The organism is Neisseria sp. HMSC15G01 (assembly GCF_001808255.1).
Classification (GTDB): Bacteria; Pseudomonadota; Gammaproteobacteria; order Burkholderiales; family Neisseriaceae; genus Neisseria; species Neisseria subflava_A.
In genome coordinates this window covers 172,612-199,276 of the sequence record NZ_KV792670.1, presented here as the reverse complement: position 1 = coordinate 199,276, position 26,665 = coordinate 172,612, and the positions used below count along the sequence as shown (strand labels likewise).

Genomic DNA, 26,665 nt, shown 5'->3' with positions numbered 1-26,665 from the left:
TAAGGAGTAAAGTATTTGGCAACTATATTTGTTTGAATGAAAGGAAATACAAATGCAAACTGTTACCCTCAATATCGACGGCATGACCTGCGGCGGCTGCGTGAAAAGCGTAACCCGTCTTTTGGAAGGCGTAGAAGGCGTGGAAAAAGCAGAAGTCAGCTTGGAAAACAAAAATGCAGTGATTACTTTTGATGAAAGCAAGACAGATACCGATGCGCTGATTGATGCCGTAGAAGATGGCGGCTACGATGTGGCTTTGTAACCGATAAGCGTATTTTGAAAAGGCCGTCTGAAACGCTTCAGACGGCCTCTGTCTCTTGATAACTTACTTTTTGCCATTATTTGGATTACACCGCCACATGGGTAAACAAAAGTTTTCGCGCATATCTGAAGCAAAGCGGCAGCAAGTGGCTGCCGTATTACGACGAGGCCTGTACCAAACCGTTAGCGGCCGACTAAGGCTACCTGAAACTTTTCAGGTAGCCTGTTTCTATTCTGCCCAAGCCGCCTAACGCTCCTCCAGCCCGGCCAAAATCGCACAATCCGGGCAGTCGTCTCCCGCGCAGGCATCGTGCCAGCGTTGCAGCTCGGCCACCATGCCCTGCAAGCGTTCGATTTTGGCTTCCAGCTCGGCGATGTGCCGCGCGGTGAGTGTTTTCACTTCGCGGCTGGTGCGCTGCGGGTTGTGTTGCAGGCTCAAAAGCTGCCCGATCTGCGGCAGCGAAAAGCCCACTTCCCGCGCATGGCGGATAAAGCGCAGCCGGACAAGGTCGGCCTGTCCGTAGCAGCGGTAGCCCGCTTCGCTGCGCGCGGCCGGGGCGATTAGGCCGTGCTTTTCGTAGTCGCGGATTTGTTTGGCGGAAAGGCCGCTCTCGGCCGCGGCCTGGCTGATGTTCATCATGATGCTTGACCTTTACTTCGGGTGAAGCTTTATAGTGGCGGCACTTAGCGGGAAAGCAAGAGCAGACCCATCATTTCAGGCTACCTGAAAGCTTTGGCTGCAACGGGCTTTAAAACCTCAGCCTCATTCCAACAGAAAGGAAACCCTATGCAAACCATCACATTAAACATCGAAGGCATGACCTGCGGCGGCTGCGTGAAAAGCGTTACCAGCATCCTCGAAGGCGTAAACGGCGTGGACAAGGCCGAAGTGAGCCTGGAAAACAAGAACGCCGTCGTGGAATTCGACCCCGCCCAAACCAACCCCGCCGCGCTGATAGAAGCGGTGGAAGACGGCGGCTTTGATGCGGCTTTGTAAATCGAATCGCAACAAATCGACTGCAACACCCCAAAGGCTACCTGAAAACCCTGCTCCGCTTTTTTCAGGTAGCCCAACCACATTCAGAAGGAAGAAACCATGCAACAAAAAGTCCGTTTTCAAATCGAAGGCATGACCTGTCAGGCCTGCGCTTCGCGTATTGAAAAAGTGTTGAACAAAAAAGATTTTGTCGAATCAGCAGGGGTGAACTTTGCCAGTGAGGAAGCGCAGGTTACGTTTGACGACAGCAAAACCTCCGCAGCCGACATCGCCAAAATTATCGAGAAAACCGGCTACGGCGCGAAGGAAAAAACGGAAGACGCGCTGCCGCAGCCCGAAGAAGCAGCGCATGTAAGCTGGAGGCTGTGGCTTTTGTTGGCCATCAATATTCCGTTCCTTATCGGCATGGCAGGGATGATGATCGGGCGGCACGATTGGATGATTCCGCCTGTATGGCAATTTGTGCTGGCAAGCGTGGTGCAGCTTTGGCTGGCCATCCCGTTTTACAAAAGCGCGTGGGCGAGTATTAAAGGCGGTCTGGCGAATATGGACGTGCTGGTTACCATCGGTACGGTGTCGATTTACCTGTATTCCGTTTATATGCTGTTTTTCAGCCCGCACGCGGCGCACGGCATGGCACACGTGTATTTTGAAGTAGGCGTGATGGTGATCGGTTTTGTGTCGCTGGGCAAATTTTTGGAACACCGCACCAAAAAATCCAGCCTGAACAGCTTGGGCTTGCTGCTCAAACTCACGCCGATCCAAGTCAACGTGCAACGCGATGGCGAATGGAAACAACTGCCCATCGACCAAGTGCAAATCGGCGACCTTATCCGCGCCAACCACGGCGAACGCATTGCCGCCGACGGCATCATCGAGAGCGGCAGCGGTTGGGCGGACGAGAGCCATCTTACCGGCGAATCCAACCCCGAAGAGAAAAAGGTGGGCGGCAAAGTGTTGGCAGGTGCGCTGATGACCGAAGGCAGCGTGGTATACCGCGCTACGCAGCTCGGCAGCCAAACCCTGCTCGGCGACATGATGAATGCGCTGTCCGAAGCGCAGGGCAGCAAGGCACCGATTGCGCGCGTGGCGGATAAGGCGGCGGCGGTATTCGTGCCTGCAGTCGTGGGCATCGCGCTTCTGACTTTTATCGCCACTTGGCTGGTAAAAGGTGATTGGACGGTTGCGCTGATGCACGCCGTTGCCGTTTTGGTGATTGCCTGTCCGTGCGCGCTCGGTCTGGCAACCCCTGCCGCGATTATGGTCGGCATGGGCAAAGCAGTGAAACACGGCATTTGGTTCAAAGACGCGGCGGCAATGGAAGAAGCCGCCCACGTCGATGCCGTCGTGCTGGACAAAACCGGCACGCTGACCGAAGGCAAGCCGCAGGTTGCCGCCGTTTATTGCGTTTCCGACAGCGACTTTGACGAAGACGCTTTGTACCGCATCGCCGCCGCCGTCGAACAAAACGCCGCTCATCCGCTCGCCCGAGCCATCGTTTCCGCCGCCCAAGCGCGCGGTTTGGACATCCCCGCCGCACAAAACGCGCAAACCGTTGTCGGCGCAGGCATTACCGCCGAAGTGGAAGGCGTGGGTTTGGTGAAAGCAGGCAAAGCCGAATTTGCCGAACTGACCTTGCCGAAGTTTTCAGACGGCGTTTGGGACATTGCAAGCATTGTTGCAGTCTCGGTCGATAACAAACCTATCGGCGCATTCGCACTTGCCGACGCATTGAAAGCCGATACCGCCGAAGCCATAGGCCGTCTGAAAAAACACAATATCGATGTTTACATCATGAGCGGCGACAACCAAGGCACGGTCGAATACGTCGCCAAACAACTGGGTATCGCACACGCCTTCGGCAATATGAGTCCGCGCGACAAAGCCGCCGAAGTACAGAAACTCAAAGCCGCCGGCAAAACCGTGGCGATGGTCGGCGATGGTATCAACGACGCCCCCGCGCTCGCCGCCGCCAACGTCAGCTTCGCGATGAAAGGCGGCGCGGACGTTGCCGAACACACCGCATCCGCCACGCTGATGCAACATTCGGTCAATCAGCTCGCCGATGCCCTGCTGGTGTCGCAGGCAACTTTGAAAAACATCAAGCAAAACCTGTTTTTCGCCTTCTTCTACAATATCTTGGGCATTCCGCTCGCTGCGCTTGGCTTTTTAAACCCCGTCATCGCAGGCGCGGCAATGGCGGCAAGCTCGGTTTCCGTGTTGAGCAATGCCTTGCGCCTGAAACGGGTGAATATTGAGTGATAATATAAAGGCCGTCTGAAGACTGTTTTTTCAGACGGCCTTTAATCCATATTTTCTGATTTCGAGACTCAAGCGGGAGTATGTCGTATGGACATGATGTTGTTTACCAATATTGTATTGATTGTTTTATGTATTTTTACCATGTTGTTGGTGTGGTCGCGCAACTGGAAACGTAAGCAGGCGTATTTTGAGAAAATCAAAAGCAACCCGGAAAACCTCAAATGGGTTGGGCAAAATCTGACCGGTCAGGAATGGAAGGATTTGAAAGCCGTGAGCGACCGTTTTGGGCTGCCCATGTTGCAGGCTAAGCAATTAATTGATTTTTATAAAAACAGTCAGCGTTAATTGATGATTTAACGATAGAACTTGACTGAAGTTAAGGCCGTCTGAAATAGCACTCTTATAATAATATAAGTGATATTTCAGACGGCCTTGCTGTTGATTCAAATAAAGGGAGGAGAACAAAAATGACCGTTTACTTAATCGGCGACTCCGTTCGGCTTGCTTCGGAGCCTTACACGCGCGCCGCTTTGCCTGAGGTGGATATTGTTTCTCCATCGGAAAACTGCCGTTCGTCGCATGATGTGTTAGAGCATATCAGGCAATGGACAGAGGGCGCGACTGTGGGAGACATTATCCACATCAATTGCGGTTTGCACGACATCCGCCATAATCAAGGCTGTAATGAGCCGGTGGCCGATATAAAAACCTATCGCAGCAACCTGATTCAAATTTTCGATTATCTGAAACAGACAGGGGCAAAAATTATTTGGGCGAGCAGTACGCCGTTTTTGGAAAGCGTACACAATATCGTCAAACCCTCGCGCCGCTATCTGGCCGACTTGAAGGCCTATAACCGTGTGGCGGAGGATTTGGCAAGGCAATATGGTTTTACCGTCAATGATTTATACAGTCTGATGTTTGAGCAGGATTTGACCGATGTGATGCTGTGCGATGGACTTCATTTCAATGAGTTCGGCAGCAAGATGATAGGCGAGGCAGTAGCCGAAGCGATATTGAAACAGTTGTGCTAACTTGACGTAATCCATTTTTATTATGTTTTTAATATTGAGACAGACTTTAAGTTGCAACCCAATATCTATTGGGGTATAGTGATTACTCTTATCAACATGAAACTAAGAAGGAATAAATGATGACTGGCAAATTAGATCAAATCAGCGGTGAAGTAAAAGAGAAAGCCGGCGAAGTTCTTGACGATTCCAAACTCAAAGCTGAAGGCGTAGTTCAACAAGGCGTCGGTAAGACAAAAGAAGTTGCTGCGGATGCTAAAGAAAAAGCAGAAAACTTTGCAGGCGAGGCTAAAGAAAAAGTAGAAAACTTTGCAGGTGAAGCTAAAGAAAAAGCAGCTCATTTAGCCGGTGAAGCCAAAGAGAAAGTAGCACACTTGGCTGAAGAAGCCAAAGAAAAAGCTGAAGGCTTGATTAATGATATTAAAAGCAAATTTTAATATTTAAAGAATAAAAGGCCGTCTGAAAGATTTTTCAGACGGCCTTTGTTTATGGTTTTAAAGTTTAGGCAAACTGTTTGCCAAATTCGATAAACTCGTCTTTTTTGGCTTTGGCTTTGCCGGAGTCGATGGCTTCTTGCGCGGCTTTGACACCGTCCGCCAGCGATGCGACCACATTTCCTGCGTAGAGCGCGGCGGCTGCATTGAGGACGACGATGTCGCGTGCGGCACCGACTTTGCCATCCAGCACTTCGTTCATTTTTTGCAGGGATTCTTGCGCGTTTTCGACTTTGATTTCGTCCAAATTGCGGCGGATTTCCATGCCGAAATCGGCCGGGCTGATATCGTATTCGGTGATTTTGCCGTCTTTCAGTTCGGCAACGCGGGTTTTGCCGGTCAGCGTGATTTCATCCAAACCGCCTTCGCCGCACACAACCAAAACATGTTTGGAACCAAGCTGTTGCAATACGCGGGAAAGAATGCCGCACAAGTCGATGTGGAACACGCCCAAGAGTTGGTTTGCCGCGCCGGCAGGATTGGTCAGTGGGCCCAAGATATTGAAGATGCTGCGGAATCCGAGCGAACGGCGGACAGGGGCAACATAGCGCATGGCGCTGTGATGGTTGGGCGCGAACATAAAGCCGATGCCGGTTTGCTGAATGCTTTGGGCAACCTGTTCGGGGTTGAGATTGAGGTTGGCGCCCATTTGTTCCATGACATCGGCAGCGCCGCTGGATGAAGAAACGGAGCGGCCGCCGTGTTTGGCGACTTTCGCGCCTGCCGCAGCCGCGACAAACATGGAAGTCGTGGAAATATTGAAGGTTTTGGCACCGTCGCCGCCCGTGCCGACAATATCGACCAAGTCATCGGCGTTTTCCAGCGGCACTTTAGTGGCAAATTCACGCATCACGCTGGCTGCGGCGGTAATCTCGGAAACGGTTTCAACTTTAATCCGCAGGCCGGTCAGGATGGCGGCGATTTGCTCGGGCGGAACTTGGCCGCTCATGATTTGGCGCATGAGGTCGGTCATTTCATCGTAGAAAAGTTCGTTGTTGCTGATGAGGCGTTCAATCGCTTGTTGAGGGGTAATCATGATTTTTCCTTTGTTCGTGTCCGATGTGATTCAGGCCGTCTGAAAATGCGGTTTGAACACTGTCAAACACCTTTCAGACGGCCTTTCATTAAGATTTTTGCGGACGATAGTCTTTGAATTCTTCCAAGAAGTTTTTCAGCATATCGTGGCCGTGTTCGGTCAGCAGGGCTTCGGGGTGGAACTGTACGCCTTCGACGGCATATTCTTTGTGGCGTACGCCCATGATTTCGCCGTCTTCCGTCCATGCGGTAATTTCGAGGCAGTCGGGCAGGGTGGCGCGGTCGATGGCCAGGCTGTGGTAGCGCGTGCAGTTGACCGGATTGGGCAGGTCCTTAAACATGCCTGTGCCGTGATGGAAAACGGGGGAGACTTTGCCGTGCATCATCGTTTGCGCGCGCACGACATTGCCGCCGAATGCTTCGCCCATGGTTTGATGGCCGAGGCACACGCCCATGACGGGCAGCCTGCCGGCAAAGTGCTGCATGGCTGCAACAGAAATGCCTGCTTCTTTAGGGGAACAAGGGCCGGGGCCGATGACCAGATATTGCGGTTTTAGGGCTTCGATTTCTTCGATGGTGATTTCATCGTTGCAGCGTACCAAAACTTCCTGCCCCAATTCGGCAAAGTATTGGACGATGTTGTAGGTGAAGCTGTCGTAGTTATCAATGAATAAAAGCATTTGCAAACCTTTAATGACATTTCGGCAGACAGGGTAAGGCCTGCCAAAAGTATAAAAACCGTTTATATTTGCATAATATCACAATCTTCCCCTAAAGGCCGTCTGAAACGGCGGATAAGACAAAACAGCTAAAAAATGCTATGCTTTACGCTTTGAACCTAATCTGTTTGAAGTGATGAAAAAGTATCTTATCCCGACTGCCGCCGTTGTTGTCGCCGCTGCGCTCGGCACGCCTTATTATCTTGGTGTCAAAGCGGAAGAAAGCCTGACCGAGCAACAAAAGCTGTTGCAGGAATCCGGTTTCCTGACCGTTGAGTCCCACCAATACGATCGCGGCTGGTTCAGTTCAACCGAGACGACCGTCATCCGCCTCAAACCGACCCTGCTTCAAAATACGCAAAAATACCTGCCGGACAATTTGAAAACCGTCCTGCAAGAGCCGATTACGGTCATCAATCATGTGACGCACGGCCCGTTTGCCGGCGGCTTCGGTACGCGCGCTCACGTGGAAACCGAGTTCCAATATCATCCGGAAACCAAAAAAGTTTTGGACCGCTTCTTCGGCCAGCAAACGCCGTTGACCATGACCAATACGGTTTACCTTTCCGGCGACGGCAAACTCAGCCTCAATATCCCCGCCTTCGACTATGAAGAGCTCTCAGGTATCAAGCTCAACTGGAAAGGCTTTAGCGGCAATACCGATTACAGCCAAGGCTTCAAAAGCTATCGCCACGATTACCTTGCGCCGTCTTTACAAGTCAAATTGGCCGATAAAGGCGATGTGTCTTTGGAAAACCTGCGCTTCCAATCCGAAACGGAAGACGGCCTGACCAAGCTTGCTTTGGGCAAGAGCAGCATTACGCTGGATAAATTCCTGTTGCAATGGAAAGAAAACATCGATTACAACGTTAAGTTGAACGAATTGGTCAACCTTGTGACCAACCTGCAAATCGGTGCATTCATCAATCCGACCGGCACGATTGCTCCGTCTAAAATTGAAGTCAGCAAACTGCGTTTCGATACCCAAACCGGCGAAGTCGATAAATTCATCAACAGCGAAGGCCGCTTCCAATTTGAAAGCCTGACTTATGGCGAAGACAAATACGGCCCTCTGGATATCAATGTCGCTGCCGAGCATTTGGATGCGGCATCACTTCTGGCATTGAAAAACAAAATTGCCGAAGTGTCCGTGAAGAAAATGAGCGAAGAAGAAATTCAGGCTTCCTTGATTCAGACGGCCAAAAACGAGGCTTCGGGCCTGTTTACCAACAATCCGGTTTTAAACGTCAAAACCTTCAAATTCACCATGCCTCATGGCGATGTCGATGTCAGTGGCAAACTCGCGTTTAAAGGTTTGGCAGCCAAAGACCTCAACAATTTGGGCGATATGCTGAAGAAAACCGAAGCTGACTTCAACATGAGCGTACCGAAAAAATTGTTGGAGCAGCTCGCCGTCAACCAAGCAAGCAGCCTGTTTAGCGTCAATGCCGAAGATGAAGCCGCAGGCCGTGCCAGTATTGACGATATCAACGAGACCTTGCGCCTGATGGTGGACAGCACCATCAAAAGCATGGCAAGCGAGAAATATCTGACCTTAGAAGACGATAATGTCAAAACCCATCTGACTCTGCAAAACAGCGAGTTGAAATTAAACGGAAAAGTCCTTCAAAGCGACCCGGAACCCGAGTTTGACGAATCAGACTTTCCCAATAACTAATCCTCAATCACACAAACAGCGGTTTTAGCTTCACTGAAGTTAAAACCGCAAATCAACCCACAATCAAAAAGGAAACCCATGTTCCGTACCATGCTCGGCGGCAAAATCCACCGTGCCACCGTTACCGAAGCCGATCTCAACTACGTCGGCAGCATTACCATTGACCAAGACCTGTTGGATGCGGCAGGTATTTGCGTGAACGAAAAAGTCGCCATCGTCAACAACAACAACGGCGAACGTCTTGAAACCTACACCATCCCCGGCGAACGCGGCAGCGGCGTCGTTTGCCTCAATGGCGCGGCCGCGCGTTTGGTTCAAAAAGGCGATATCGTGATTATCATGTCTTACGTCATGTTGTCCGAACCCGAAATTGCAGCGCATGAGCCGAAAGTCGTCCTCGTCGATGAGAACAATAAAATCCGCGACGTGATTTCTTATGAGCCGCCGCACACCGTGTTGTAATATTCAAACAAAGGCCGTCTGAAACGTTTCAGACGGCCTGTTTCCCAAATTCAACTTATCTGAAAGGCTTTGCCGTGAATATCCAAATCAACAACATCACCGTCAGCAACGATGCGCCCTTTACCCTTTTCGGCGGCATCAATGTCCTTGAAGACCTCGACTCTACGCTGAAAGCCTGTGAACAATACGTTAAAGTAACTGATAAACTCGGCATCCCTTACGTGTTCAAAGCCTCTTTCGACAAGGCAAACCGCTCTTCCATTCACTCTTTCCGCGGTGTGGGTCTGGACGAAGGCATGAAGATTTTTCAAGCGGTAAAACGTGAGTTTAACGTTCCCGTGATTACCGACGTTCACGAGCCTTACCAATGCCAGCCGGTTGCCGAAGTCTGCGATGTCATCCAGCTTCCTGCCTTCTTGGCACGCCAAACCGATTTGGTGGTGGCAATGGCGAAAACCGGTAATGTCATCAACATCAAAAAGCCGCAATTCCTCAGCCCGTCTCAAATGAAAAACATCGTCGAGAAATTCCAAGAAGCAGGCAACGAGCAAATCATTTTGTGCGAACGCGGCGCAAATTTCGGCTACGACAATTTGGTGGTCGATATGCTCGGCTTTGGCGTGATGAAAAAAACGTGTAACAACCTGCCCGTTATTTTTGACGTAACCCATTCCCTGCAAACGCGCGAATCCGGTGCCACCGCATCAGGCGGCCGTCGCGCCCAAGTATTGGACTTGGCGCTTGCCGGTATGGCAACCCGATTGGCCGGTTTGTTCCTTGAATCTCATGCCAATCCCGACCAAGCCAAATGCGATGGCCCAAGCGCATTGCCGCTTGCCCAATTGGAAGATTTCCTGACCCGTGTTAAAGCAATCGATGAAACCGTGAAATCGTTTGCACCTATGGATATTCGTTAAGGGCGAATAAGTCAAAAGGCCGTCTGAAAGCATTTTCAGACGGCCTTTTTATCGGCGTTACTGTCCGCGTAAAAACAACGCATCCAATTCTTTTAAAGTCAGTTTGACCCAAGTCGGACGACCGTGGTTGCACTGGTTGCTGCGCGGCGTGTTTTCCATATCGCGCAGGAGTGCGTTCATTTCGGGCAAAGTCAGTTGGCGGCCGGCGCGGACTGAGCCGTGGCAGGACATGGTGGCGAGGATGTGGTTTTCGTGTTCCTCGATGGTTTGGCTGCTGCCGACTTGGGCAAGTTCGCCCAATACATCTTTGGCCAGCGAAACAACGTCGGCTTTACCGAGCATGGCGGGAACTGCGCGGATGGCAAGGATATTGCCGCCCATGTCGGACAATTCCAGCCCGAAGCCTGCCAGGGTTTCGGCATGATCGGTAAGGGCGGCGCATTCTTCGTGGGACGCGGCAAAGGTTACGGGAATGAGCAGGCGCTGGCTTTGCAGGTTGCCGTTTTCCTGACGTTGGCGTTTCATTTTCTCGTAGTTGACGCGTTCGGCGGCAGCGTGCATATCGATGAGCAACAGGCTGTCTTCGGCTTGGGCAAGGATGTAGATGCCTAAGAGTTGGGCGATGGCGAAGCCGAGAGGCGGCAGTTCGGATTGGGAGGGAAGGCCGTCTGAAAGCGGCGTATCTGTTTGGGGAGTAGGCGTTTCAGACGGCATATTACCGAAACGTGCCTGCTCGAATTGGCTCAACTCAAGGTCGATGTCGTCGGTTTTTTTGTAGAGCTCGGCATAAGTATTCATGGCCGCGCGGCTTTCTCGTAGGGACAGGCTGCGTTGTTGCGGCGCGCGCGCGGCTTGGTAAGGCATGGGCGCGGTTTTGCCTGATGAGCCAAAGGCATTGCGTGTATCGGGTTTGTTGCCTGTCGGGTAGTTTGATGTGTTATCAAACAGATTTTCGCTGCCGTTTTCAGACGGCATTGTGGTGGAAACAACGCCGGTAATGTCATGCAGCACTTCGCCTGCGTTGCTGACGCTTTCGGTCAAGTCGGCGCGCGTGTCGGCAAGTGCTTTGTTGAGTGTGTGGAACACAAGTTGGTGCACCTGCTGGCTGTCGCGGAAGCGGATTTCGGTTTTGGTCGGGTGGACATTGACATCCACGGCTTCAGGCGGCAGGTCGAGAAAGAGGACGAAAGCAGGCGTCAGCGCGTTGTGCAATACGTCTCGGTATGCCTGCTTGACGGCATGGAGCATGACTTTGTCGCGCACGAAGCGATGGTTGACGAAGCAGTATTGTTTGTCGGTTTTGCCTTTGGCGAAAGTCGGCTTGGCAATCGCGCCATAGAGCCGCAGCGCGCCATTGCCGCTGTCAATTTCCAATGAGGCCGTCTGAAAATCATCGCCGACAATGGCGGCAATCCGTTCATGCAGGCTTTGTGCAGGAAGTTTGAACACTTGTTTGCCGTCGCGTTTGAGTGAGAAGGTAATGTGCGGATGCGCCAGCGCAAGGCGTTCGAGCATGGTGGCACAGTGGGCGTATTCGGTGTTTTCGGATTTGAGGAACTTGCGTCTTGCTGGTGTATTGAAGAAGAGTTCGGCGGCTTCGATGGTGGTACCGACGGGGTGGGCGGCGGCGGTGGGGCTGCTGAGTTTGCCGTCTTCAGCTTTGACTTGGGTCGCGTGCGCGCTGCCGTCTTGACGGCTGGTCAGGGTCAGGCGGCTGACGGAGGCGATACTGGCCAAGCCTTCGCCGCGAAAGCCCATGCTGGCAACGTGTTCCAAATCGTTTAAGGTTTTAATTTTGCTGGTGGCGTGGCGGTGGAGCGCAAGCTCGATGTCGTCCGGATGGATACCGCTGCCGTTGTCGCTGACGCGGATCAGGCGGATGCCGCCGCCGGCCAGCTCGACTTCAATCGCCGTCGCGCCTGCATCGATACTGTTTTCAACAATTTCTTTCAAGGCGTTGGCAGGGCGTTCGACCACTTCGCCGGCGGCGATTTGGTTGACAAGATGGTCGGGCAGGGCGGCAATTCGGGACATCGGTTTCTTTCAAAAAAGCTACGGCGGAAGGGGAAATTACAGGTATTTGCGCATCAATTCGCATTCGACTCGGACGGTTTTGTTCAGCTGCAACACGGCAGTGCCGAGCGATTCGTAGCGGTTGAGGCGATAGAAAGGCACGGAATTGAGCGAGGCATACAGTTTGAGAAAGCTGAGGCCTGCATTTCGTGCCATTTCTTCGGCGCGGCTGAGCAGGGCCGTGCCCAAGCCGAGATTGTGGAAGAGCGGATGGACGTATAAGGCGTCCAGTTGCGCTTCTTTGAAATCGACTTGGAAGAAGCCTTGAATCAGCCCTTTGTATTCGACTACCCACAAGGCTTTGTTTTTATCGGAGATGGTTTCCAAATAGCTGTTGATGTCGAGCAGACTTTCCCATGCGTGCATAATGGTTTCGTCGTAACTGCGGATGCAGGCGTATTGAACGGCATGCAGATGGGCGTTGTGTATGGCTTGGCAGTCTTTTTCGGTTGCCGGACGGAGGATGGTCAGAAGGCTCATGGCGGATGGTCGGAAAAATTGATTTCAGACGGCCTTTGGCAATCAAAGGCCGTCTGAAAAAAGTGGGTAAAGTTACAGGCTTTGATGCAAAGTTTGTGCGGTTTGGAACGCGTTGTCCGCATCGTTGGCCAAGACGGTGAAGTGGCCCATTTTTCGGCCTTTGCGCGCGGCTTTTTTACCGTAAAGATGCAGATGTGCATTCGGGTTGCTTTGCAGCGGCAGCCATTCGGGTTCGCCGCCGTCTTCTTTCCAAACGTCGCCCAAAATATTCGCCATACAGCAAGAACTCAGCAATTTAGTGTCGGCCGGAGGCAGGTTGCACATCAGGCGGACCTGTTGCTGGAATTGGTCTGCCGCGCAGGCGTCGATGGTGTGATGGCCGGAGTTGTGCGGACGCGGCGCGATTTCGTTGACGACCAATTCATGCGTGTCGCCGACAACAAACATTTCTACTGCCAATACGCCGACGTAGTTTAATTCATCGGCCAAACGCTGTGCCATCTGCCGCGCCTGTTGCTGAATGTCGGCACTCAGTCGGGCTGGGACGATAGAGTAGGCGAGGATGCCGTTTTCGTGAATGTTTTCGGCAGGGTCGAAAGTTTGCACGTTGTCATTGTTCAGACGGCATACGATAACGGAAATCTCGCCGCGCAAATCCACCATTTTTTCCAAAACGCAATCCACGCCGCCGTGTTCGGCAAACGCGGCTTTGAGTTCATCCAATGTTTTTACGCGGATTTGGCCTTTGCCGTCATAGCCCAAAGTAGCGGTTTTCAGGATGCCGGGCAGAAATTGTACGCTTTCTTCAGTGATGTCTTCGGCTTTGCAAACTGCTTGATATGGTGCGGTTTGCAGACCTGCTTTGCGTATCCATGACTTTTCCTGAATGCGGTTTTGCGCGATGGCAACGCAGTCACCGCTGGGGGAAACGTTGGTGTGTTTGGCGAGAAAACGCATCGCGTCGGCATTGACGTTTTCAAACTCGGTCGTAACCGCCGCGCATTTTGCCAATTCTTCCAAAGCAGCTTGGTCGTCAAACGGCGCGCATAAATGACGGTCGGCAAATTCTGCTGCCGGCGCATTCGGGTCGGGATCGAGTACAGTTACTTTGTAGCCCATGGTTTTGGCAGCAACAGTAAACATTCTGCCTAATTGTCCGCCGCCAAGAATGCCGAGCATAGCAGGAGGGAGGATGGGGGATGTGTTCATGGATAATCGCTTTATGAAGAAATTGGGTAGGGTGTTTGCGGGCTGTCTGAAAAGGGTTTATGGGTTTCAGACGGCCTGATGTTTTAAAGTTTGCCGATAAATTGCGGCGGAACGTTTTCAGTTAACCATACGCCGTTGTCCGCCAGATAAAATTGATGTCCTGCCGCAAGCATGGCGACAGTGTCGATGGTCAATACAACCGGCTTGCCGTGGCGGGAGCCGACGTTGACGGCTGTTTCGGCATCGGCAGACAGATGGACAAAATGGCGCGAGGCAGAATGCAGTCCTTGTTCCAATATAGACGGCACAGACCGCTCAGCCGTACCGTGATACAAAATTTGAGGAGGTGTCGCCACTTTGTGTTCAACCTGAACTTGTGCCGTCGAATGACCTTGCGCCGCGCGGATGCGTTTGCCGTCTTCGGAAATCGTAAATCGTTTTTTATCGTTGTTTTCGACCACTTCCAACAATACTTCGTATGTCAGCGGATTGCCCGTAAAGCCGCGCTCGGGATGGTTTGCCTGCGTCAGTAGGGTATCAATATCCACCCAGCCGTCTTTATCCAAAGTAATACCGATTTGCTCGGGATGATGACGCAAGATAAAGCTGAGGAATTTGCTGATGGATTTTAGTTGTTTTTCGTTGAGTATCATAATCTTGTTGTTTAGTCATTTCAGAGCGCAGGCCGTCTGAAAATTATTTATCCAACCCTTCTTGCACCATTTGTGCTGCGCGTATTACTGCGCGGGCTTTATTTTGGGTTTCCTGCCATTCGGAGGTTGGGTCGGAGTCGGCAACTACGCCTGCGCCGCTTTGGACGAAGAGGGTATTGTTTTTAATCACGGCGGTGCGGATGGCAATGGCCAAGTCCATGTCGTTGTTGAAACTCCATACGCCGACTGCGCCGCCGTAGATGCCGCGTTTGCTCGGTTCGACTTCTTCGATGATTTCCATAGCGCGGACTTTAGGCGCGCCGGAAAGTGTGCCTGCCGGGAAGGTAGCGGCGAGGATATCCATATTGGTCATGCCGTCTTTCAGACGGCCTTCGACGTTGGAGACGATGTGCATCACATGGGAATATTTTTCAATCACCATTTTGTCGGTGACTTTGACTTCGCCGGTTTTACTGATACGGCCGACGTCGTTGCGTCCTAAGTCAATCAACATGACGTGTTCGGCAATTTCTTTGGCATCGCTCAGCAGGTCTTGCTCGTTGGCGAGGTCTTCAGCTGGTGTTTTGCCGCGCAGGCGCGTGCCGGCGATAGGGCGGACGATGACATCGTCGCGTTCGCGGCGGACGAGGATTTCGGGCGAAGAGCCGACAATATGGAAATCGCCGAAATCGTAGTAGAACATATACGGCGATGGGTTCAGCGTACGCAGGGCGCGGTAGAGGGCAAGCGGATTATCGGTAAATTCCATGCTCATGCGTTGGCTGGGGACAACCTGCATGCAGTCGCCGGCAAAGATGTAGTCTTTGATTTTATTGACGCAGGCTTTAAAAGGTTCTTCTCCAAATTCGCTGACCGCTTGAGTTTGCTTGCTGCCGAGGGAAAGTGGGATGGCGCAACTTTGGCGTAACTGGGTACGGATGTCTTCAAGACGTTCGCGTGCGCGTTCGTAGCCGTTGGTCTGAGACGGATCGGTATAAACAATCAGGTAGATTTTGCCGCTTAGGTTATCCACTACTGCAAGCTCTTGCGAGAGCATCAGGAGGATGTCAGGCGTACCGAGCGGATCGGCTTTGGCCGTATGTTTCAGGCGGTGGGAAAAATGTTCAAAATTGTAGATGGTTTCATAACCAAAGTAGCCGACCAGGCCACCGGTAAAGCGCGGCAGGCTTGGGATTTCGGGCGTTTTGAAGCGGTTGTGGAAGGCTTCGATAAAGGGCAGGGGATTGCCGTCGTGTTGTTCGACGATTTCGCCGTTTTGATACACATCGACATGTTTGCCGCTGGTTTTGAGATAGTGGCTGCAAGGCAGGCCGATAAAGGAATAGCGGCCGAAGCGTTCGCCACCGACAACGGATTCGAGCAGGTAGGTGAAAGGCTTGTTGGCAAGTTTGAGGTAGATTGAGAGCGGTGTGTCCAAGTCGGCAAGCAGCTCTTGAACGAGTGGAATGCGGTTGTAACCTTGTGCGGCTTGGGCTTGGTATTCTTGTTTGCTGATCATCTTGATAAGTCTTTCAGACGGCCTGTTTTAGGGTGTTAAATCGTGTGAAGAGTATAGCATTTTATTGGGATTGTTGACAGTCTGAGCGTTATGTCAGATATGGAAAACGCCGTCTGAAAAAGACGGCGCGAGGTATCAGGCAAGGGTATTGGAGATTTTGTTTTTCCGGCTTCGTTTCCACTTGAAGAGATAAGCGGCAATAACGGGAATCAGGGCAATAATGGATTTGAATGTCCAGCCTGAATACCATGTACCTTCGGGAACATCGCTTGCAAGCCAAGTGAAGTACGGCCACCAACAGGCAACTAGGCTGCCGAGGAACAGCGGCCAAATATGACGGCTTAAGTTGCGTTGCCATAAAAGGAAACAGATGGCCGCCCAAACGAAAGTCAGTACGGTAATCAGGAGAATGGTGTAGGCATCTGAAATCAGGATGGCGGCAATGTAGTAGCTGAGTACGACCCATAATAGGGCAAGTATCAAGACGATGATTTCTTCCGGGCGTTTAAACATATTTTCTCTCTTTTGTAAGACTGGCAATACGTTAATACTATACCCTAAACAAGAAGCGATGATAAGAGTCTTTCAGACGGTCTTGTAATCGGGTTTGCTATAATGTGCGCAATCAATTTTTTGGAAAGGACAAACCATGACGGCAAACTTTCAAGAAACGCTGAAGGCTTTGGGCAAACAGGTGAAAAAGGAAGCCGCGGAGCGGGAAGCCGAAGCGAAGGCTAAAAAGCTGGTAGAGGATGTAGATTTCAGCAAGGCGGTTGGCAAGGTTACGCCGTTGAAAAATGCCGGTAACTATTATGAACAGCCTCGTGATAAATCACCTATCAAGCCGCGACCTAAAGAAATGGCGACTTTGGAGCAGGAAGATTATTTTTATGTAGGCAGCGGCGGCTGGGAAGAACCGCCGGCTTCGTTCAGTAAAAACGGGCAGGGTAAAAATGATTTGATGCGTTTGCGAAACGGCCATTATCCCGTGGTGGCGGATGTAGATTTGCACGGCTATACGCAGGAAGAAGCGCAGCAGGTATTGAACGAATTTATTGAGTTTACGAAAAAACGCGGTGTTTGCGGCGAGATTGTCCACGGCAGCGGCTTGGGTTCTGCAGGCTATAAACCGGTTTTGAAAAATATGACGCGTCGCTGGTTGATGCAGCATCCTGATGTATTGGCTTATGTCGAGCCTCGACAAGGCAATGATGGCGCAGTCAGGATCTTGTTGAAACGCCAACGCCGAGACGATGATTGGAAACAGTAAAATATAAAAAGCAGTGTCGATAAAATGACACTGCTTTTTTATGGTTGTCAGACTAAGAAGATTTCTTTTTGGAAACCGATTCGCAACCTTTTCCATTGGTCATTGTGGTTTTGAAATCTTTGGCAGAATCCATATCAGTGCATTTGTAAGCATTGCCCAAACTATCCATCCAAACGGAAAGGGTGTAGCCAGTTTTTGTGGGAATGGCTTTCAAACGATAGGCTCGGCTTTTATTGGTATCAATCATTTCGGCAGAGTATTGGTATTTGTCTGCCAAATCTTTATGGCCTTTATATGAGGAAATAAAGTCATCCAACTTGGTTTTAATCTCATCAGTTTTCCACTTTGGATTTTTAACCATCTGGGTTTTAAAAGCAGAATTGATGGCAACTAACTCGGCATGCGCTTGTGATTGGTAGCCGCGTTCAATGTAGCGGTTGTAAGAGGGAATGGCAATGATGCTCAGAATGGCTAAGATGGCGACGGCAATCATCATCTCAACCAGCGTAAAGCCTAGTTGTTGGGTAGAGGTAGTATTCATTTTATTATTCGCTGGCAACGTAAGACTGAAGGACGACTTGGGTATTGGCATTCTTACCCCATGCTTTGGCAGTAACGCGGTAGGTAATTCGACCCTCGGTAGTTTTGCCTAAATATTCGATGATGTAGCGTGGATTGTTTGCGATGCCGCTTTTTTTATCTAAAGGATATTCCGTACCATTGGTGTCAATACACAGGCTTTTGTCGCATTTACGCTTCCAAGCATCTACGGTTGGGCTACCTTCTTCAGTAAAATCGCCATTGGATTTGACATTTGGTGTGGAACATAAACCTTTTTCACATTTTGCGGTAAAAGTAGTCTTTTTCCCTTCAATATCAAAAATTTGATTTTCACCTTCACGCAATGCCGCTTCGGCCAAAGTGGTTGTCAGTTTGCGGTCGGCATCGTTGGTGCTGATACGCTGTTCAGTATTGTAGGACTGGGTAGCTGTGACCACGAGCAGGGCGATGACGACCATCATCATTAAAACGATAAACAAAGCATAGCCCTGCTGCCGGTCAGGTTTGATTAGAGTGATCGGTCGGCGCATACGTTTCCTCCGCGGATAGTGGCATTAATATTATAGATATCGACTTTATTGTCTTGTTCTTTTGATGGGTCAATACTGCCGTTATTCAGTACGATTTGGATAGAAGCCGGAGACTTAGCCTCAGCTGAGATATCCAATGCGTTTTTGTAATCAAATGATTCTGTATTTACTCCGCTGGCAGATGCATTTTCAGAATTAGGACATTCTGCATAGATATAGTGGATATCCATGGTTGTAATGCCTTTAATCAACAGCTGCGGATTACTCCATGAGCCATCATTTGATAATTGGAAACGGAACAAACCGCTCTCTTCGCCAAGTTTGCCGACAGCGTAGGCAATCATTTCATGTTTCATGATGGCGATACTGCCGTCTTGATCAGAGTCGTTAATTTTTAAAGCCAATTTTGCCGCCGCCAAATCTTTAATTTCTGTTTGAGGCTTTGCAATGCCTGAGCAGCTACTAACAATAGCAGTTTTTGCAGCAGGGTTTGCTTTGTCGATTCCATATTGAAACAGCAGGGCTTTGCCGGTTTGAGCAAAACCTGCATAGCCTAATTTATTGATTTCTTTAACCGGTAACAGCTTATTCACACTAGCTGTTTTCAATGTGTATTCATCCGAGCTTTTGTCTTCTATTACTGCAGAGGCGGGAGAATTCGACATATTGAAGCAACCGAAATTGCCTGCCATACGCGCATCGCGGACGATCATATTGGCGGTGTTGCGCAAATCTTGCTGGATACCGATGCGGGAGTTGGCAGATTTGTTTAATCCGCGTGCAGTGAAGTAGGTGGAGCTGACAGCCATTAAGACGATCATACTGAGCAGACTGGCAACCAGAAATTCAAGGATGCTGAAACCGCGCATCGCGGTTTTATTGGGAATATGGTTGAGTAAGCGTTTATTGTTCATTGTTAGTCTCTTACGCGTGATTGGTAGGTATAGACAACGTGATGCCCCGATTTATTGAGATTTTTTGCGCTATTTTCTTCTTCGACATCTTGCAACCATAAAACTTTCACGATGGTCGTGTCGCCTTTGCCATCGCATTTTGCGTTAAACCCATTTTCGTAAGTCGGCTCTGCACCGGAAGAATCTTTACAGATGGTCGAGAAGACTTGGGCTTCGGGAAGGGCTTTGGCTAAGTCGGCCTTAAACTGGGCAATTTGCGCCTGCGCAAGTTGCGCTTTGGTCATTTTGGCTTCAAATTTTGCAGTTTGTTTAGAGTCTGATTTGAGGTAGGCATCGTAGGATTTTTTATAACGAGTAGTTTTTTCGCCTGCAGTATCGGTTTCTTCAGAGAGCGTCGGATTAATGAGCATGCCTTCAATCAAATTTTGCGTAATTTGGGCGACTGTGGTTTGATTTTCAGACTCACGCACGTTGGATACGGTACGTAATTGAACAGCCAGAAGGGCCAGTACGCCGATAGCAAGGACAAACATGGCAATCAAAACTTCAATCAGGGTCATGCCTGATTGAAGTTTTGGGGTAAAGCTTGATGAGCTCGTTTTCAGACGGCCTTTAAATGATCTGAGATGAGTAGGATTAGTAATGTTCATAAGATACCGTTGTTATTCTTTGGAAGTGTATTCACACATTTTGCGCTCATCGTTTTTAGCACAGATTTCGACATGCCCATTGCCATTGATTAAAAGTACGGTAGCACGGGCTTTCTTGGTTTCAGCATCGGTGGCAGATTTATCTGACAGGCTGATTTTGATGTGGCCGTCTGAAAATTGATAATCCTTGCCATCAGTTGAATGGCCAAATGTACCATTGGGAAGAAATCTCCACCAGACTTCTTTTGGAGCTGAAGCAGAGAGGGCAGAACGGTCATTGCCGATAGGGATATAGTTGAAGCTGTATTCTACTTTTTCGGTATCTCCATTAAGAATAATGGAGCGGATGGATAAATCGACTGTATCGTTTTTATAGTTGGAATCTCCGTTTTTATCGGCGTAGGCCAACATACCATTACCGGCATATTTGGAATCGCAACCATTATTGGGCGAGCCATCGGATTTGATTTTGACCGGGCAGATGTAAACGGGAAGATTGAGACGGACGGCCTCATTTCGCGCGAAACGCAGCAGATTAGCAATTTGCTCTGCTTGCGATGCCGCACGTCTGGAGGCAATCCATTGATTCATATTGGGAAGTGCGATGACGGCCATTACTGCTGCAATAGTAATGACGATCAGCAACTCAATTAGGGTGAAGCCTTTTTGTGTCTGATACATGAGTGATTTTTTGGTAGTAATGTGTTGGGTAACTGACGTTTTCTCTTTTGCATTTGCCTGTGGCAATGCTTTTGCTTTTATTGGATTTATTCTAAACGATTTTGGAATGCGTGACTAATAAAATATGAAATTCGGTTAGTTTTTCAGACAATCTGTCTCAATCTTCCATCAACATAGATTCTGGAACATAGGCAGCATTATCAAATTTGGTAAATTGACCCATCCAAGTGAGGAATACTTTCCCGACTGGACCGTTACGGTGTTTGCCGATAATACATTCCGCCAAGCCTTTTGCGGGTGATTCTGAGTTGTAGTATTCATCACGATACATGAACATAATCAAGTCGGCATCTTGTTCGATTGCGCCGGACTCACGCAAGTCGGACATCATCGGGCGTTTGTCGGTACGCTGTTCAACGGTACGGCTCAACTGCGACAGGGCAATGACGGGAACTTGCAACTCTTTCGCCAATGCTTTGAGGGAGCGCGAAATTTCGCCAAGTTCGGAAGCACGGTTGTCAGAACGGCCGGAGCCTGACATTAATTGCAAGTAGTCGATGACGATCAAGCCCAATTTACCGTTGAACTGGCGAGCAAGACGGCGGGCGCGGGCGCGCAGTTCGAGCGCGGTCAAGCCTGGAGTTTCATCGATATACATGGGTGCATCGGAGAGTTTAACAACTGCTTCGTTCAGACGGCCCCAGTGTTCGTCTTGCAATCTGCCGGTTTTTAAAACGCTTTGGTCTAAACGTCCGACTGAACTCAGCATACGCATAACCAGCTGCGCACCGCCCATCTCCATCGAAAATACGGCGACAGGCAGCTTGCCCTCTACGGCAACGTGTTCCGCAATGTTGATCGAAAAGGCAGTTTTACCCATGGAAGGACGGCCTGCGACGATAATCAAATCGCCCGGTTGGAGGCCTGATGTTTTTTTGTCGAGGTCGATAAAACCTGTCGATATGCCGGTTACTTCATCAGGATTGTCGCGCGAATAAAGCATATCGATGCGCTCGACCACTTCTTTCAAAAGGTCGGGCATCTCAAGGAAGCCTTGTTTGGATTTGGCGGTACTTTCGGCGATTTGGAATACTTTGTTTTCTGCCTCGTCCAAAAGCTGGCCTGCATCGCGCCCTTGCGGATTGTATGCGCTGCGTGCAATTTCCGTGCCGACTTCGGCAAGCTGGCGCATGATGGAACGCTCGCGCACGATTTCGGCGTAGCGGCGGATATTGGCAGCAGACGGCGTGTTTTGCGCCAGCGTAATCAGATAATTGAATCCGCCTGCCGCTTCCAATTCTTCATTGCGCTCCAAACTTTCTTGAACGGTAATGACGTCTGCAGGACGGCTTTCATTAATCAGGTTGGCAATCGCACGAAAAATCAGGCGGTGTTCGTGGCGGTAGAAATCTTCGCCGGAAACGACATCGGCAATACGGTCCCAAGCAGAATTTTCCAGCATCAGACCGCCTAAGACGGATTGCTCCGCTTCTGTGGAATGTGGCGGCAGTGACAATGCGCTGATTTCACGGTCTTCAGACGGCATATCGGAATAATTGCTCATGACGGGCATCTCTGGCTGGAAAATTGCAATCCACTATTATAGCGCAGTGTAAGTTCAATTGGTTTGTTTAGGCTAAAGCAGGTAAAATAGCAATGTTGTCGATTTGACAACACACACTACCAAAATATAAATATCAATAATTAGGAGCATAAAAATGGAACACAAGCTGCCACAATTGCCTTATGAACTGGATGCGTTGTCCCCTCATCTGACCAAAGAAACTTTGGAATTTCACTACGGCAAACACCATCAAACTTACATCACCAATTTGAACAATCAAATCAAAGGCACTGAGTTTGAAGAAATGCCTTTGGAAGAAATCCTGAAAAAATCTTCCGGCGGTATGTTCAACAACGCTGCCCAAACGTGGAACCATACTTTCTACTGGCTGGGCTTTACCCCTAAAGGCCAAGGCAAACCTGCCGGCGAATTGGCTGCGGCCATCGATGCCAAATGGGGCAGCTTCGAGAAATTCCAAGAAGCGTTCGATGCTTGCGCGGCCGGTACTTTCGGCTCTGGTTGGGCATGGTTGGTGAAAACGCCTGCCGGTGAATTGGATCTGGTTTCTACTTCCAATGCAGGTACTCCGCTGACTACTGAAAACACTCCGCTGTTGACTTGCGACGTATGGGAACACGCCTACTATATCGACTACCGCAACAGCCGTCCTAACTACCTGAAAGGTTTCTGGGAAATCGTTAACTGGGATGAAGTTGCCAAACGCTTTGCCGCATAAAACGATATGAATGAAAAGGCCGTCTGAAGAATTTTCAGACGGCCTTTTTGTCGATATGGGCGTGATGAAATGGTTTAGATGAATGTTTTTTCTGTTTGATGCGCAAAATTATCATGGAGCAGAAAAAAGGATAAACGAGAGATTATGCTAAAATATTGTCAACAATTTTTCGATTCCGCATGATATGGAATCAGCGTTTGACACATATAGACAAGAGGATTTTATGAAATTTTTAGACCGTGAGGCGATCATTGCCAAACCCGGCTTTAATCGTTGGCTGGTACCGCCCGCTGCTTTGGCCGTGCATCTTGCCATCGGGCAGATATACGCTTATTCCGTGTTCAATGCGCCGCTGACCAAGCTTATCGGTATCACTGAGTCGGCTGCAGGAGATTGGAAGCTGACCACGGTGGGTTGGATTTTCAGTATTGCCTTGGCGATGTTGGGCGCGTCTGCGGCCATGTTCGGTACATGGATGGAACGCGTTGGGCCGCGTAAAGCAATGTTTGTTGCCGCCTGCTGCTTTAGCTTGGGCTTTTTTGTGTCGGCGATCGGCGTCCATACGCACAATCTGTTTTTGCTTTATTTGGGCAACGGTGTGATTGGCGGGGTTGGTTTGGGCTTGGGCTATATCGGGCCTGTATCGACTTTGATGAAATGGTTTCCCGATAAACCAGGCATGGCTACAGGTTTGGCGATTATGGGTTTTGGCGGCGGCGCGATGTTGGCTTCGCCTTTGTCGGTATCGCTGATGAGTTTTTTCTCCAGTGAAACTTCGGTTGGCGTCGCGCAGACTTTTGTGGTTTTAGGGTTGTTTTATTTGGTGTTGATGATGTTCGGTGCATTTACGATCCGTGTACCTGCCGATGGCTGGAAACCTAAAGGTTATGTTGCGCCGAAAATCAAAAGCAAATTGGTCAGCAGTAATCATGTCAATGTCTCACAAGCCATGAAAACGCCGCAATTCTGGCTCTTGTTTTGGGTGTTGTGTCTGAACGTGACGGCGGGTATCGGCGTTTTGGGTCAGGCTTCTGTCATGATTCAGGAGCTGTTTTCTGAAACTTCTGTCGGTAAACAGGCTGCCATTGGTGCGGGTGCGGCGGCAGGTTTTGTGAGCCTGTTGAGTCTGTTTAATATGGGGGGGCGCTTTTTGTGGTCCAGCGTGTCCGACAAAATTGGCCGTAAAAATACTTATACTATTTTCTTTGTGCTCGGCTCGCTGTTGTATTTTGCCATTCCGTCGATTGGCGAGAGCGGGAACAAGGCTTTGTTTGTTATTGGATTCTGCGTCATCATTTCCATGTATGGCGGCGGTTTTGCAGCGATTCCGGCGTATCTGAAGGATTTGTTCGGCACTTATCAAGTCGGTGCAATCCACGGCAGGATTTTGCTGGCATGGTCAACTGCGGCTGTTATTGGCCCGGTGTTGGTCAACTATATCCGCCAAAGTCAAATTGAAAGTGGCGTTCCGGCTGCTGAGGCTTATAGCATTACCATGTACATTATGGCAGGTTTGTTGATTGTCGGTTTGTTGTGTAATTTGAGTGTCCGTTCGGTTCACGAAAAGCATCACGAAAAAGACATTAAAGTCGCGGCACATAGTGGCAACCCCGATGATGAAACCGCTGTATCCGATGCCTATCTGATCAGCAAGAAGGTATCAGCCGGCGGTATCGGCGTATGGTGGCGCTGGGCTTTGGTCTGCATTCCTTTGGGCTATGGCGTCATTATGGTGTTTGTTAAAGCCTTAAGTTTGTTTAATTGATTGTTGAAAATTAAAGGCCGTCTGAAAGTTTCAGACGGCCTTTTCAAATGTTAAATAACTAATCTTTTGATACGCTGATGGTATGTTTGATGTGTTTTAAATTCGCGACGATGGTAAAAGTCATCATCACCAGTAATGCCCATGAACTCCATTTGCTGATGTGTACCGATGCCCACGCGCCGATTTGGTTGGGATAGCGCCAAACGCCGAATAGGGTTCCCAAATTTTCCGCCAGCCAAATGAAAAATCCGATCAGGACGAAAGCGAGCAGGAGCGGCATTTTGCGAGTGGTGTCATAGGGCGTGTATAAGACCGTTGTCCGGGCGTATAGGCCGAGAGCAAAAGCAGCGAGATACCAGCGATAGTCGCCGATATAGTGATGGGTGAAGAAATTGATATAAATCGCCAGTGCGCACAAAGTGCCCAACCAATACGGCGGATGGCTTTTGATTTTGAGGTCAAACAGCCGCCATGCTTGAATGATATAGCTGCCGACTGCGGCATACATAAAGCCTGCAAACAGCGGTACGCCGCCAATTTTGGTGTATGCCTCATCCGGATAGCTCCAAGACTGGATATCACCTGAGGTTTTGAACCATTCTAAAGCAAAGCCCACCAAGTGAAACAGCGTAATCGATTTCACTTCATCCCAAGTTTCCAGCTTGAAATACAGCATGGCTGCTTGTACGGAGATGGCAAAAATCAGCAGCAGGTCATAGCGCGAAATCCCTAACCAGCCTGTTTTTGGGATGAGGAACATGGCAATGAAAAACAAGCCTGCAAATAAGCAGGCTCGTGCTTCTTTCAAACCGAAGAACCAAAATTCAACGATAAAGCGTCGCCAACCATGCAAATCCTTGCGTTTGGGATGCTCAGTCAGCCAAGTATCCAGTTTTCCCAACATATTTTCAGACGGCCTCTTTATCTTGATAATGTTTTAGGCAGACTGAATTGGAATGACACGGTTTTGCTTACGTTTTGCGCCACCTTCGCAATAGTTGGTTTTGACATAATCTTCAACGATTTGTAAAAACTCGGCAGCGATATTGTCACCTTTGAGGGTCACTTTGCGTTCACCGTCTACATAAACCGGTGCAATCGGAGTTTCGCCTGTACCGGGCAGGCTGATACCGATATCGGCAAGCTTGCTTTCGCCCGGGCCATTGACTACGCAACCCATTACGGCAACGTTCAATGATTCAACGCCTGGATACTCAGTGCGCCAAATAGTCATTTTTTGGCGTAAATAGTTTTGTACGTCTTGCGCCAATTCTTGGAATACGGTGCTGGTGGTACGGCCGCAGCCTGGGCAGGCTGTAACCATTGGTGTGAAGGAACGCAAGCCCATGGTTTGCAGGATTTCCTGACCGACAATGACTTCCTGAGTGCGCGAACTGCCGGGCTCGGGGGTTAGGGAGATTCGAATGGTGTCGCCGATGCCTTCTTGCAATAATACGGCCAGAGCTGCGGTGGAAGCCACAATGCCCTTGCTGCCCATGCCAGCCTCAGTCAGACCGAGATGGAGCGGGTAACGGCAACGGCTGCCTAATTCCCGGTAAACCTGAATCAAGTCTTGTACGGCGCTGACTTTGCACGACAAAATGATTTTGTCTTCAGGTAAGCCCAAAGCCACGGCTTTTTCTGCCGATTCCAGCGCCGAAACAATCAAAGCCTCTTTCATGATTTCTTCAGGCGGCTTCGGTGTAGCAGAAGCTAGGTTGGCATCCATCATGCGCTTGGCAAGGCTTTGATCAAGCGAACCCCAGTTCACTCCGATGCGTACGGCTTTATTGTTTTTTGCCGCTGTACGAATCATAAAGGCAAATTTCTCATCGCCTTTTGCGCCTTTGCCGACATTGCCTGGGTTGATGCGGTATTTAGACAGGGCTTTGCCGCACTCGGGAAATTCAGCCAATAAGCGTTCGCCATTGAAATGGAAATCACCAATCAAAGGCGTGGTATAACCCATATCGTCTAAGCGGCTGCGGATTTCGGCGACTTTGGAAGCTGCTTCTGGAGTATTGACCGTGATGCGTACCATTTCCGAGCCGGCATCGCTCAACTCTTTGACCTGTCGGGCGGTTGCTTCTGCATCTGCGGTGTCGGTATTGGTCATAGATTGCACAACAACGGGCGCATCCGAACCGACGATGAGATGATCGATTTGTACTTGATGTGTCAGACGGCGTTTAGGTATGGTCATT

29 protein-coding genes are annotated in these 26,665 nt (G+C 49.9%); 12 read left to right on the top strand and 17 right to left on the bottom strand.

Annotation, left to right across the window (positions count from 1 at the left end; genetic code table 11):
* Window positions 1–52: 52 nt before the first annotated feature.
* Window positions 53–262, top strand: coding sequence for a heavy-metal-associated domain-containing protein (locus HMPREF3139_RS04700; RefSeq protein ID WP_004519826.1), 210 nt, complete (start codon window positions 53–55; stop codon window positions 260–262).
* A gap of 246 nt (window positions 263–508) precedes the next feature.
* Here HMPREF3139_RS04700 and cueR read toward each other — a convergent pair whose 3' ends face one another.
* Window positions 509–901 carry a Cu(I)-responsive transcriptional regulator gene (gene cueR / locus HMPREF3139_RS04695; RefSeq protein WP_070460888.1) on the bottom strand — a complete coding sequence of 131 codons (393 nt, stop codon included), beginning with the start codon at window positions 899–901 and terminating at the stop codon, window positions 509–511.
* Between the two features lie 147 nt (window positions 902–1,048).
* Between cueR and HMPREF3139_RS04690 the strand changes: the two genes are divergently transcribed.
* From HMPREF3139_RS04690 to HMPREF3139_RS04670, 5 genes are all read left to right on the top strand, one after another.
* Window positions 1,049–1,258: a heavy-metal-associated domain-containing protein gene (locus tag HMPREF3139_RS04690; RefSeq protein WP_003674677.1), complete on the top strand. Its 210-nt coding sequence runs from the start codon at window positions 1,049–1,051 to the stop codon at window positions 1,256–1,258.
* Window positions 1,259–1,357: 99 nt separating this feature from the next.
* Entirely contained in the window at window positions 1,358–3,520 is a 2,163-nt protein-coding gene (locus HMPREF3139_RS04685; RefSeq protein WP_070460886.1) for a heavy metal translocating P-type ATPase, read from the top strand.
* Between the two features lie 87 nt (window positions 3,521–3,607).
* Window positions 3,608–3,865: a hypothetical protein gene (locus tag HMPREF3139_RS04680; RefSeq protein WP_004519821.1), complete on the top strand. Its 258-nt coding sequence runs from the start codon at window positions 3,608–3,610 to the stop codon at window positions 3,863–3,865.
* Between the two features lie 122 nt (window positions 3,866–3,987).
* Complete coding sequence (locus tag HMPREF3139_RS04675) at window positions 3,988–4,554, top strand: SGNH/GDSL hydrolase family protein (protein WP_070460885.1); 567 nt, start codon at window positions 3,988–3,990, stop codon at window positions 4,552–4,554.
* A 119-nt stretch (window positions 4,555–4,673) separates the two neighbouring features.
* Window positions 4,674–4,988: a CsbD family protein gene (locus HMPREF3139_RS04670; RefSeq protein WP_070460884.1), complete on the top strand. Its 315-nt coding sequence runs from the start codon at window positions 4,674–4,676 to the stop codon at window positions 4,986–4,988.
* 64 nt (window positions 4,989–5,052) lie between these two features.
* On the opposite strand, the gene trpD is transcribed toward HMPREF3139_RS04670, so the two are convergent.
* Window positions 5,053–6,081, bottom strand: coding sequence for an anthranilate phosphoribosyltransferase (gene trpD, locus HMPREF3139_RS04665; protein WP_003747072.1), 1,029 nt, complete (start codon window positions 6,079–6,081; stop codon window positions 5,053–5,055).
* A gap of 88 nt (window positions 6,082–6,169) precedes the next feature.
* Window positions 6,170–6,760: an aminodeoxychorismate/anthranilate synthase component II gene (locus HMPREF3139_RS04660; protein ID WP_003683598.1), complete on the bottom strand. Its 591-nt coding sequence runs from the start codon at window positions 6,758–6,760 to the stop codon at window positions 6,170–6,172.
* A 175-nt stretch (window positions 6,761–6,935) separates the two neighbouring features.
* On the opposite strand from HMPREF3139_RS04660, the gene HMPREF3139_RS04655 reads away from it, so the two are divergent.
* From HMPREF3139_RS04655 to kdsA, 3 genes are all read left to right on the top strand, one after another.
* The gene (locus HMPREF3139_RS04655; RefSeq protein ID WP_070460882.1) at window positions 6,936–8,477 is read left to right on the top strand and encodes a YdgA family protein; all 1,542 of its coding nucleotides are present in this window, start codon (window positions 6,936–6,938) and stop codon (window positions 8,475–8,477) included.
* Between the two features lie 78 nt (window positions 8,478–8,555).
* The gene (gene panD, locus HMPREF3139_RS04650; protein WP_036490602.1) at window positions 8,556–8,939 is read left to right on the top strand and encodes an aspartate 1-decarboxylase; all 384 of its coding nucleotides are present in this window, start codon (window positions 8,556–8,558) and stop codon (window positions 8,937–8,939) included.
* A gap of 74 nt (window positions 8,940–9,013) precedes the next feature.
* On the top strand, window positions 9,014–9,856 hold the full coding sequence (gene kdsA / locus HMPREF3139_RS04645; protein ID WP_070460880.1) for a 3-deoxy-8-phosphooctulonate synthase: 843 nt from the start codon (window positions 9,014–9,016) through the stop codon (window positions 9,854–9,856).
* Window positions 9,857–9,913: 57 nt separating this feature from the next.
* On the opposite strand, the gene mutL is transcribed toward kdsA, so the two are convergent.
* The 6 genes from mutL to HMPREF3139_RS04615 all read right to left on the bottom strand — a co-directional run bounded on the left by mutL (window position 9,914) and on the right by HMPREF3139_RS04615 (window position 16,303).
* Window positions 9,914–11,890, bottom strand: coding sequence for a DNA mismatch repair endonuclease MutL (mutL, locus tag HMPREF3139_RS04640; RefSeq protein ID WP_070460878.1), 1,977 nt, complete (start codon window positions 11,888–11,890; stop codon window positions 9,914–9,916).
* Window positions 11,891–11,926: 36 nt separating this feature from the next.
* A complete protein-coding gene (locus tag HMPREF3139_RS04635) occupies window positions 11,927–12,409 on the bottom strand; it encodes a GNAT family N-acetyltransferase (protein WP_003747064.1) in 483 nt (160 codons plus the stop codon).
* Between the two features lie 72 nt (window positions 12,410–12,481).
* A complete protein-coding gene (locus HMPREF3139_RS04630; protein WP_070460876.1) occupies window positions 12,482–13,618 on the bottom strand; it encodes a 5-(carboxyamino)imidazole ribonucleotide synthase in 1,137 nt (378 codons plus the stop codon).
* Between the two features lie 83 nt (window positions 13,619–13,701).
* Window positions 13,702–14,271 (bottom strand): RNA 2'-phosphotransferase, encoded by a 570-nt coding sequence (locus HMPREF3139_RS04625; protein ID WP_070460874.1) that lies wholly within the window; start codon window positions 14,269–14,271, stop codon window positions 13,702–13,704.
* A gap of 43 nt (window positions 14,272–14,314) precedes the next feature.
* Complete coding sequence (trpE, locus tag HMPREF3139_RS04620) at window positions 14,315–15,790, bottom strand: anthranilate synthase component I (protein WP_070460872.1); 1,476 nt, start codon at window positions 15,788–15,790, stop codon at window positions 14,315–14,317.
* A gap of 135 nt (window positions 15,791–15,925) precedes the next feature.
* On the bottom strand, window positions 15,926–16,303 hold the full coding sequence (locus HMPREF3139_RS04615) for a hypothetical protein (RefSeq protein WP_070460870.1): 378 nt from the start codon (window positions 16,301–16,303) through the stop codon (window positions 15,926–15,928).
* 136 nt (window positions 16,304–16,439) lie between these two features.
* Here HMPREF3139_RS04615 and HMPREF3139_RS04610 point away from each other — a divergent pair, with 136 nt between their 5' ends.
* Complete coding sequence (locus HMPREF3139_RS04610) at window positions 16,440–17,060, top strand: Smr/MutS family protein (RefSeq protein WP_070460868.1); 621 nt, start codon at window positions 16,440–16,442, stop codon at window positions 17,058–17,060.
* A 52-nt stretch (window positions 17,061–17,112) separates the two neighbouring features.
* Here the strand turns inward: HMPREF3139_RS04610 and HMPREF3139_RS04605 are convergent, their stop codons facing one another.
* The 6 genes from HMPREF3139_RS04605 to dnaB all read right to left on the bottom strand — a co-directional run bounded on the left by HMPREF3139_RS04605 (window position 17,113) and on the right by dnaB (window position 21,960).
* Window positions 17,113–17,601: a PilX family type IV pilin gene (locus HMPREF3139_RS04605; protein ID WP_070460866.1), complete on the bottom strand. Its 489-nt coding sequence runs from the start codon at window positions 17,599–17,601 to the stop codon at window positions 17,113–17,115.
* Between the two features lie 4 nt (window positions 17,602–17,605).
* A complete protein-coding gene (locus HMPREF3139_RS04600; protein WP_070460864.1) occupies window positions 17,606–18,151 on the bottom strand; it encodes a pilus assembly PilX family protein in 546 nt (181 codons plus the stop codon).
* Complete coding sequence (locus tag HMPREF3139_RS04595) at window positions 18,130–19,065, bottom strand: PilW family protein (RefSeq protein ID WP_070460863.1); 936 nt, start codon at window positions 19,063–19,065, stop codon at window positions 18,130–18,132. The genes HMPREF3139_RS04600 and HMPREF3139_RS04595 overlap by 22 nt, the downstream gene beginning before the upstream one ends.
* Window positions 19,066–19,067: 2 nt before the next feature.
* Window positions 19,068–19,715, bottom strand: coding sequence for a type IV pilus modification protein PilV (gene pilV / locus HMPREF3139_RS04590; RefSeq protein ID WP_191620578.1), 648 nt, complete (start codon window positions 19,713–19,715; stop codon window positions 19,068–19,070).
* Between the two features lie 12 nt (window positions 19,716–19,727).
* A complete protein-coding gene (locus HMPREF3139_RS04585; RefSeq protein WP_070460935.1) occupies window positions 19,728–20,396 on the bottom strand; it encodes a GspH/FimT family pseudopilin in 669 nt (222 codons plus the stop codon).
* 157 nt (window positions 20,397–20,553) lie between these two features.
* Window positions 20,554–21,960 (bottom strand): replicative DNA helicase, encoded by a 1,407-nt coding sequence (gene dnaB / locus HMPREF3139_RS04580; protein ID WP_070460859.1) that lies wholly within the window; start codon window positions 21,958–21,960, stop codon window positions 20,554–20,556.
* Between the two features lie 154 nt (window positions 21,961–22,114).
* On the opposite strand from dnaB, the gene HMPREF3139_RS04575 reads away from it, so the two are divergent.
* Both HMPREF3139_RS04575 and HMPREF3139_RS04570 read left to right on the top strand, forming a co-directional pair.
* The gene (locus HMPREF3139_RS04575) at window positions 22,115–22,696 is read left to right on the top strand and encodes a superoxide dismutase (RefSeq protein ID WP_070460856.1); all 582 of its coding nucleotides are present in this window, start codon (window positions 22,115–22,117) and stop codon (window positions 22,694–22,696) included.
* A 223-nt stretch (window positions 22,697–22,919) separates the two neighbouring features.
* Window positions 22,920–24,461 carry an L-lactate MFS transporter gene (locus HMPREF3139_RS04570; RefSeq protein ID WP_070460853.1) on the top strand — a complete coding sequence of 514 codons (1,542 nt, stop codon included), beginning with the start codon at window positions 22,920–22,922 and terminating at the stop codon, window positions 24,459–24,461.
* A gap of 58 nt (window positions 24,462–24,519) precedes the next feature.
* Here HMPREF3139_RS04570 and HMPREF3139_RS04565 read toward each other — a convergent pair whose 3' ends face one another.
* Window positions 24,520–25,365, bottom strand: a complete 846-nt coding sequence (locus tag HMPREF3139_RS04565) for a DUF817 domain-containing protein (RefSeq protein ID WP_070460851.1) — start codon at window positions 25,363–25,365, stop codon at window positions 24,520–24,522.
* 33 nt (window positions 25,366–25,398) lie between these two features.
* Complete coding sequence (gene ispG / locus HMPREF3139_RS04560; RefSeq protein WP_070460849.1) at window positions 25,399–26,664, bottom strand: flavodoxin-dependent (E)-4-hydroxy-3-methylbut-2-enyl-diphosphate synthase; 1,266 nt, start codon at window positions 26,662–26,664, stop codon at window positions 25,399–25,401.
* Between the last annotated feature and the right edge of the window lies 1 nt (window position 26,665).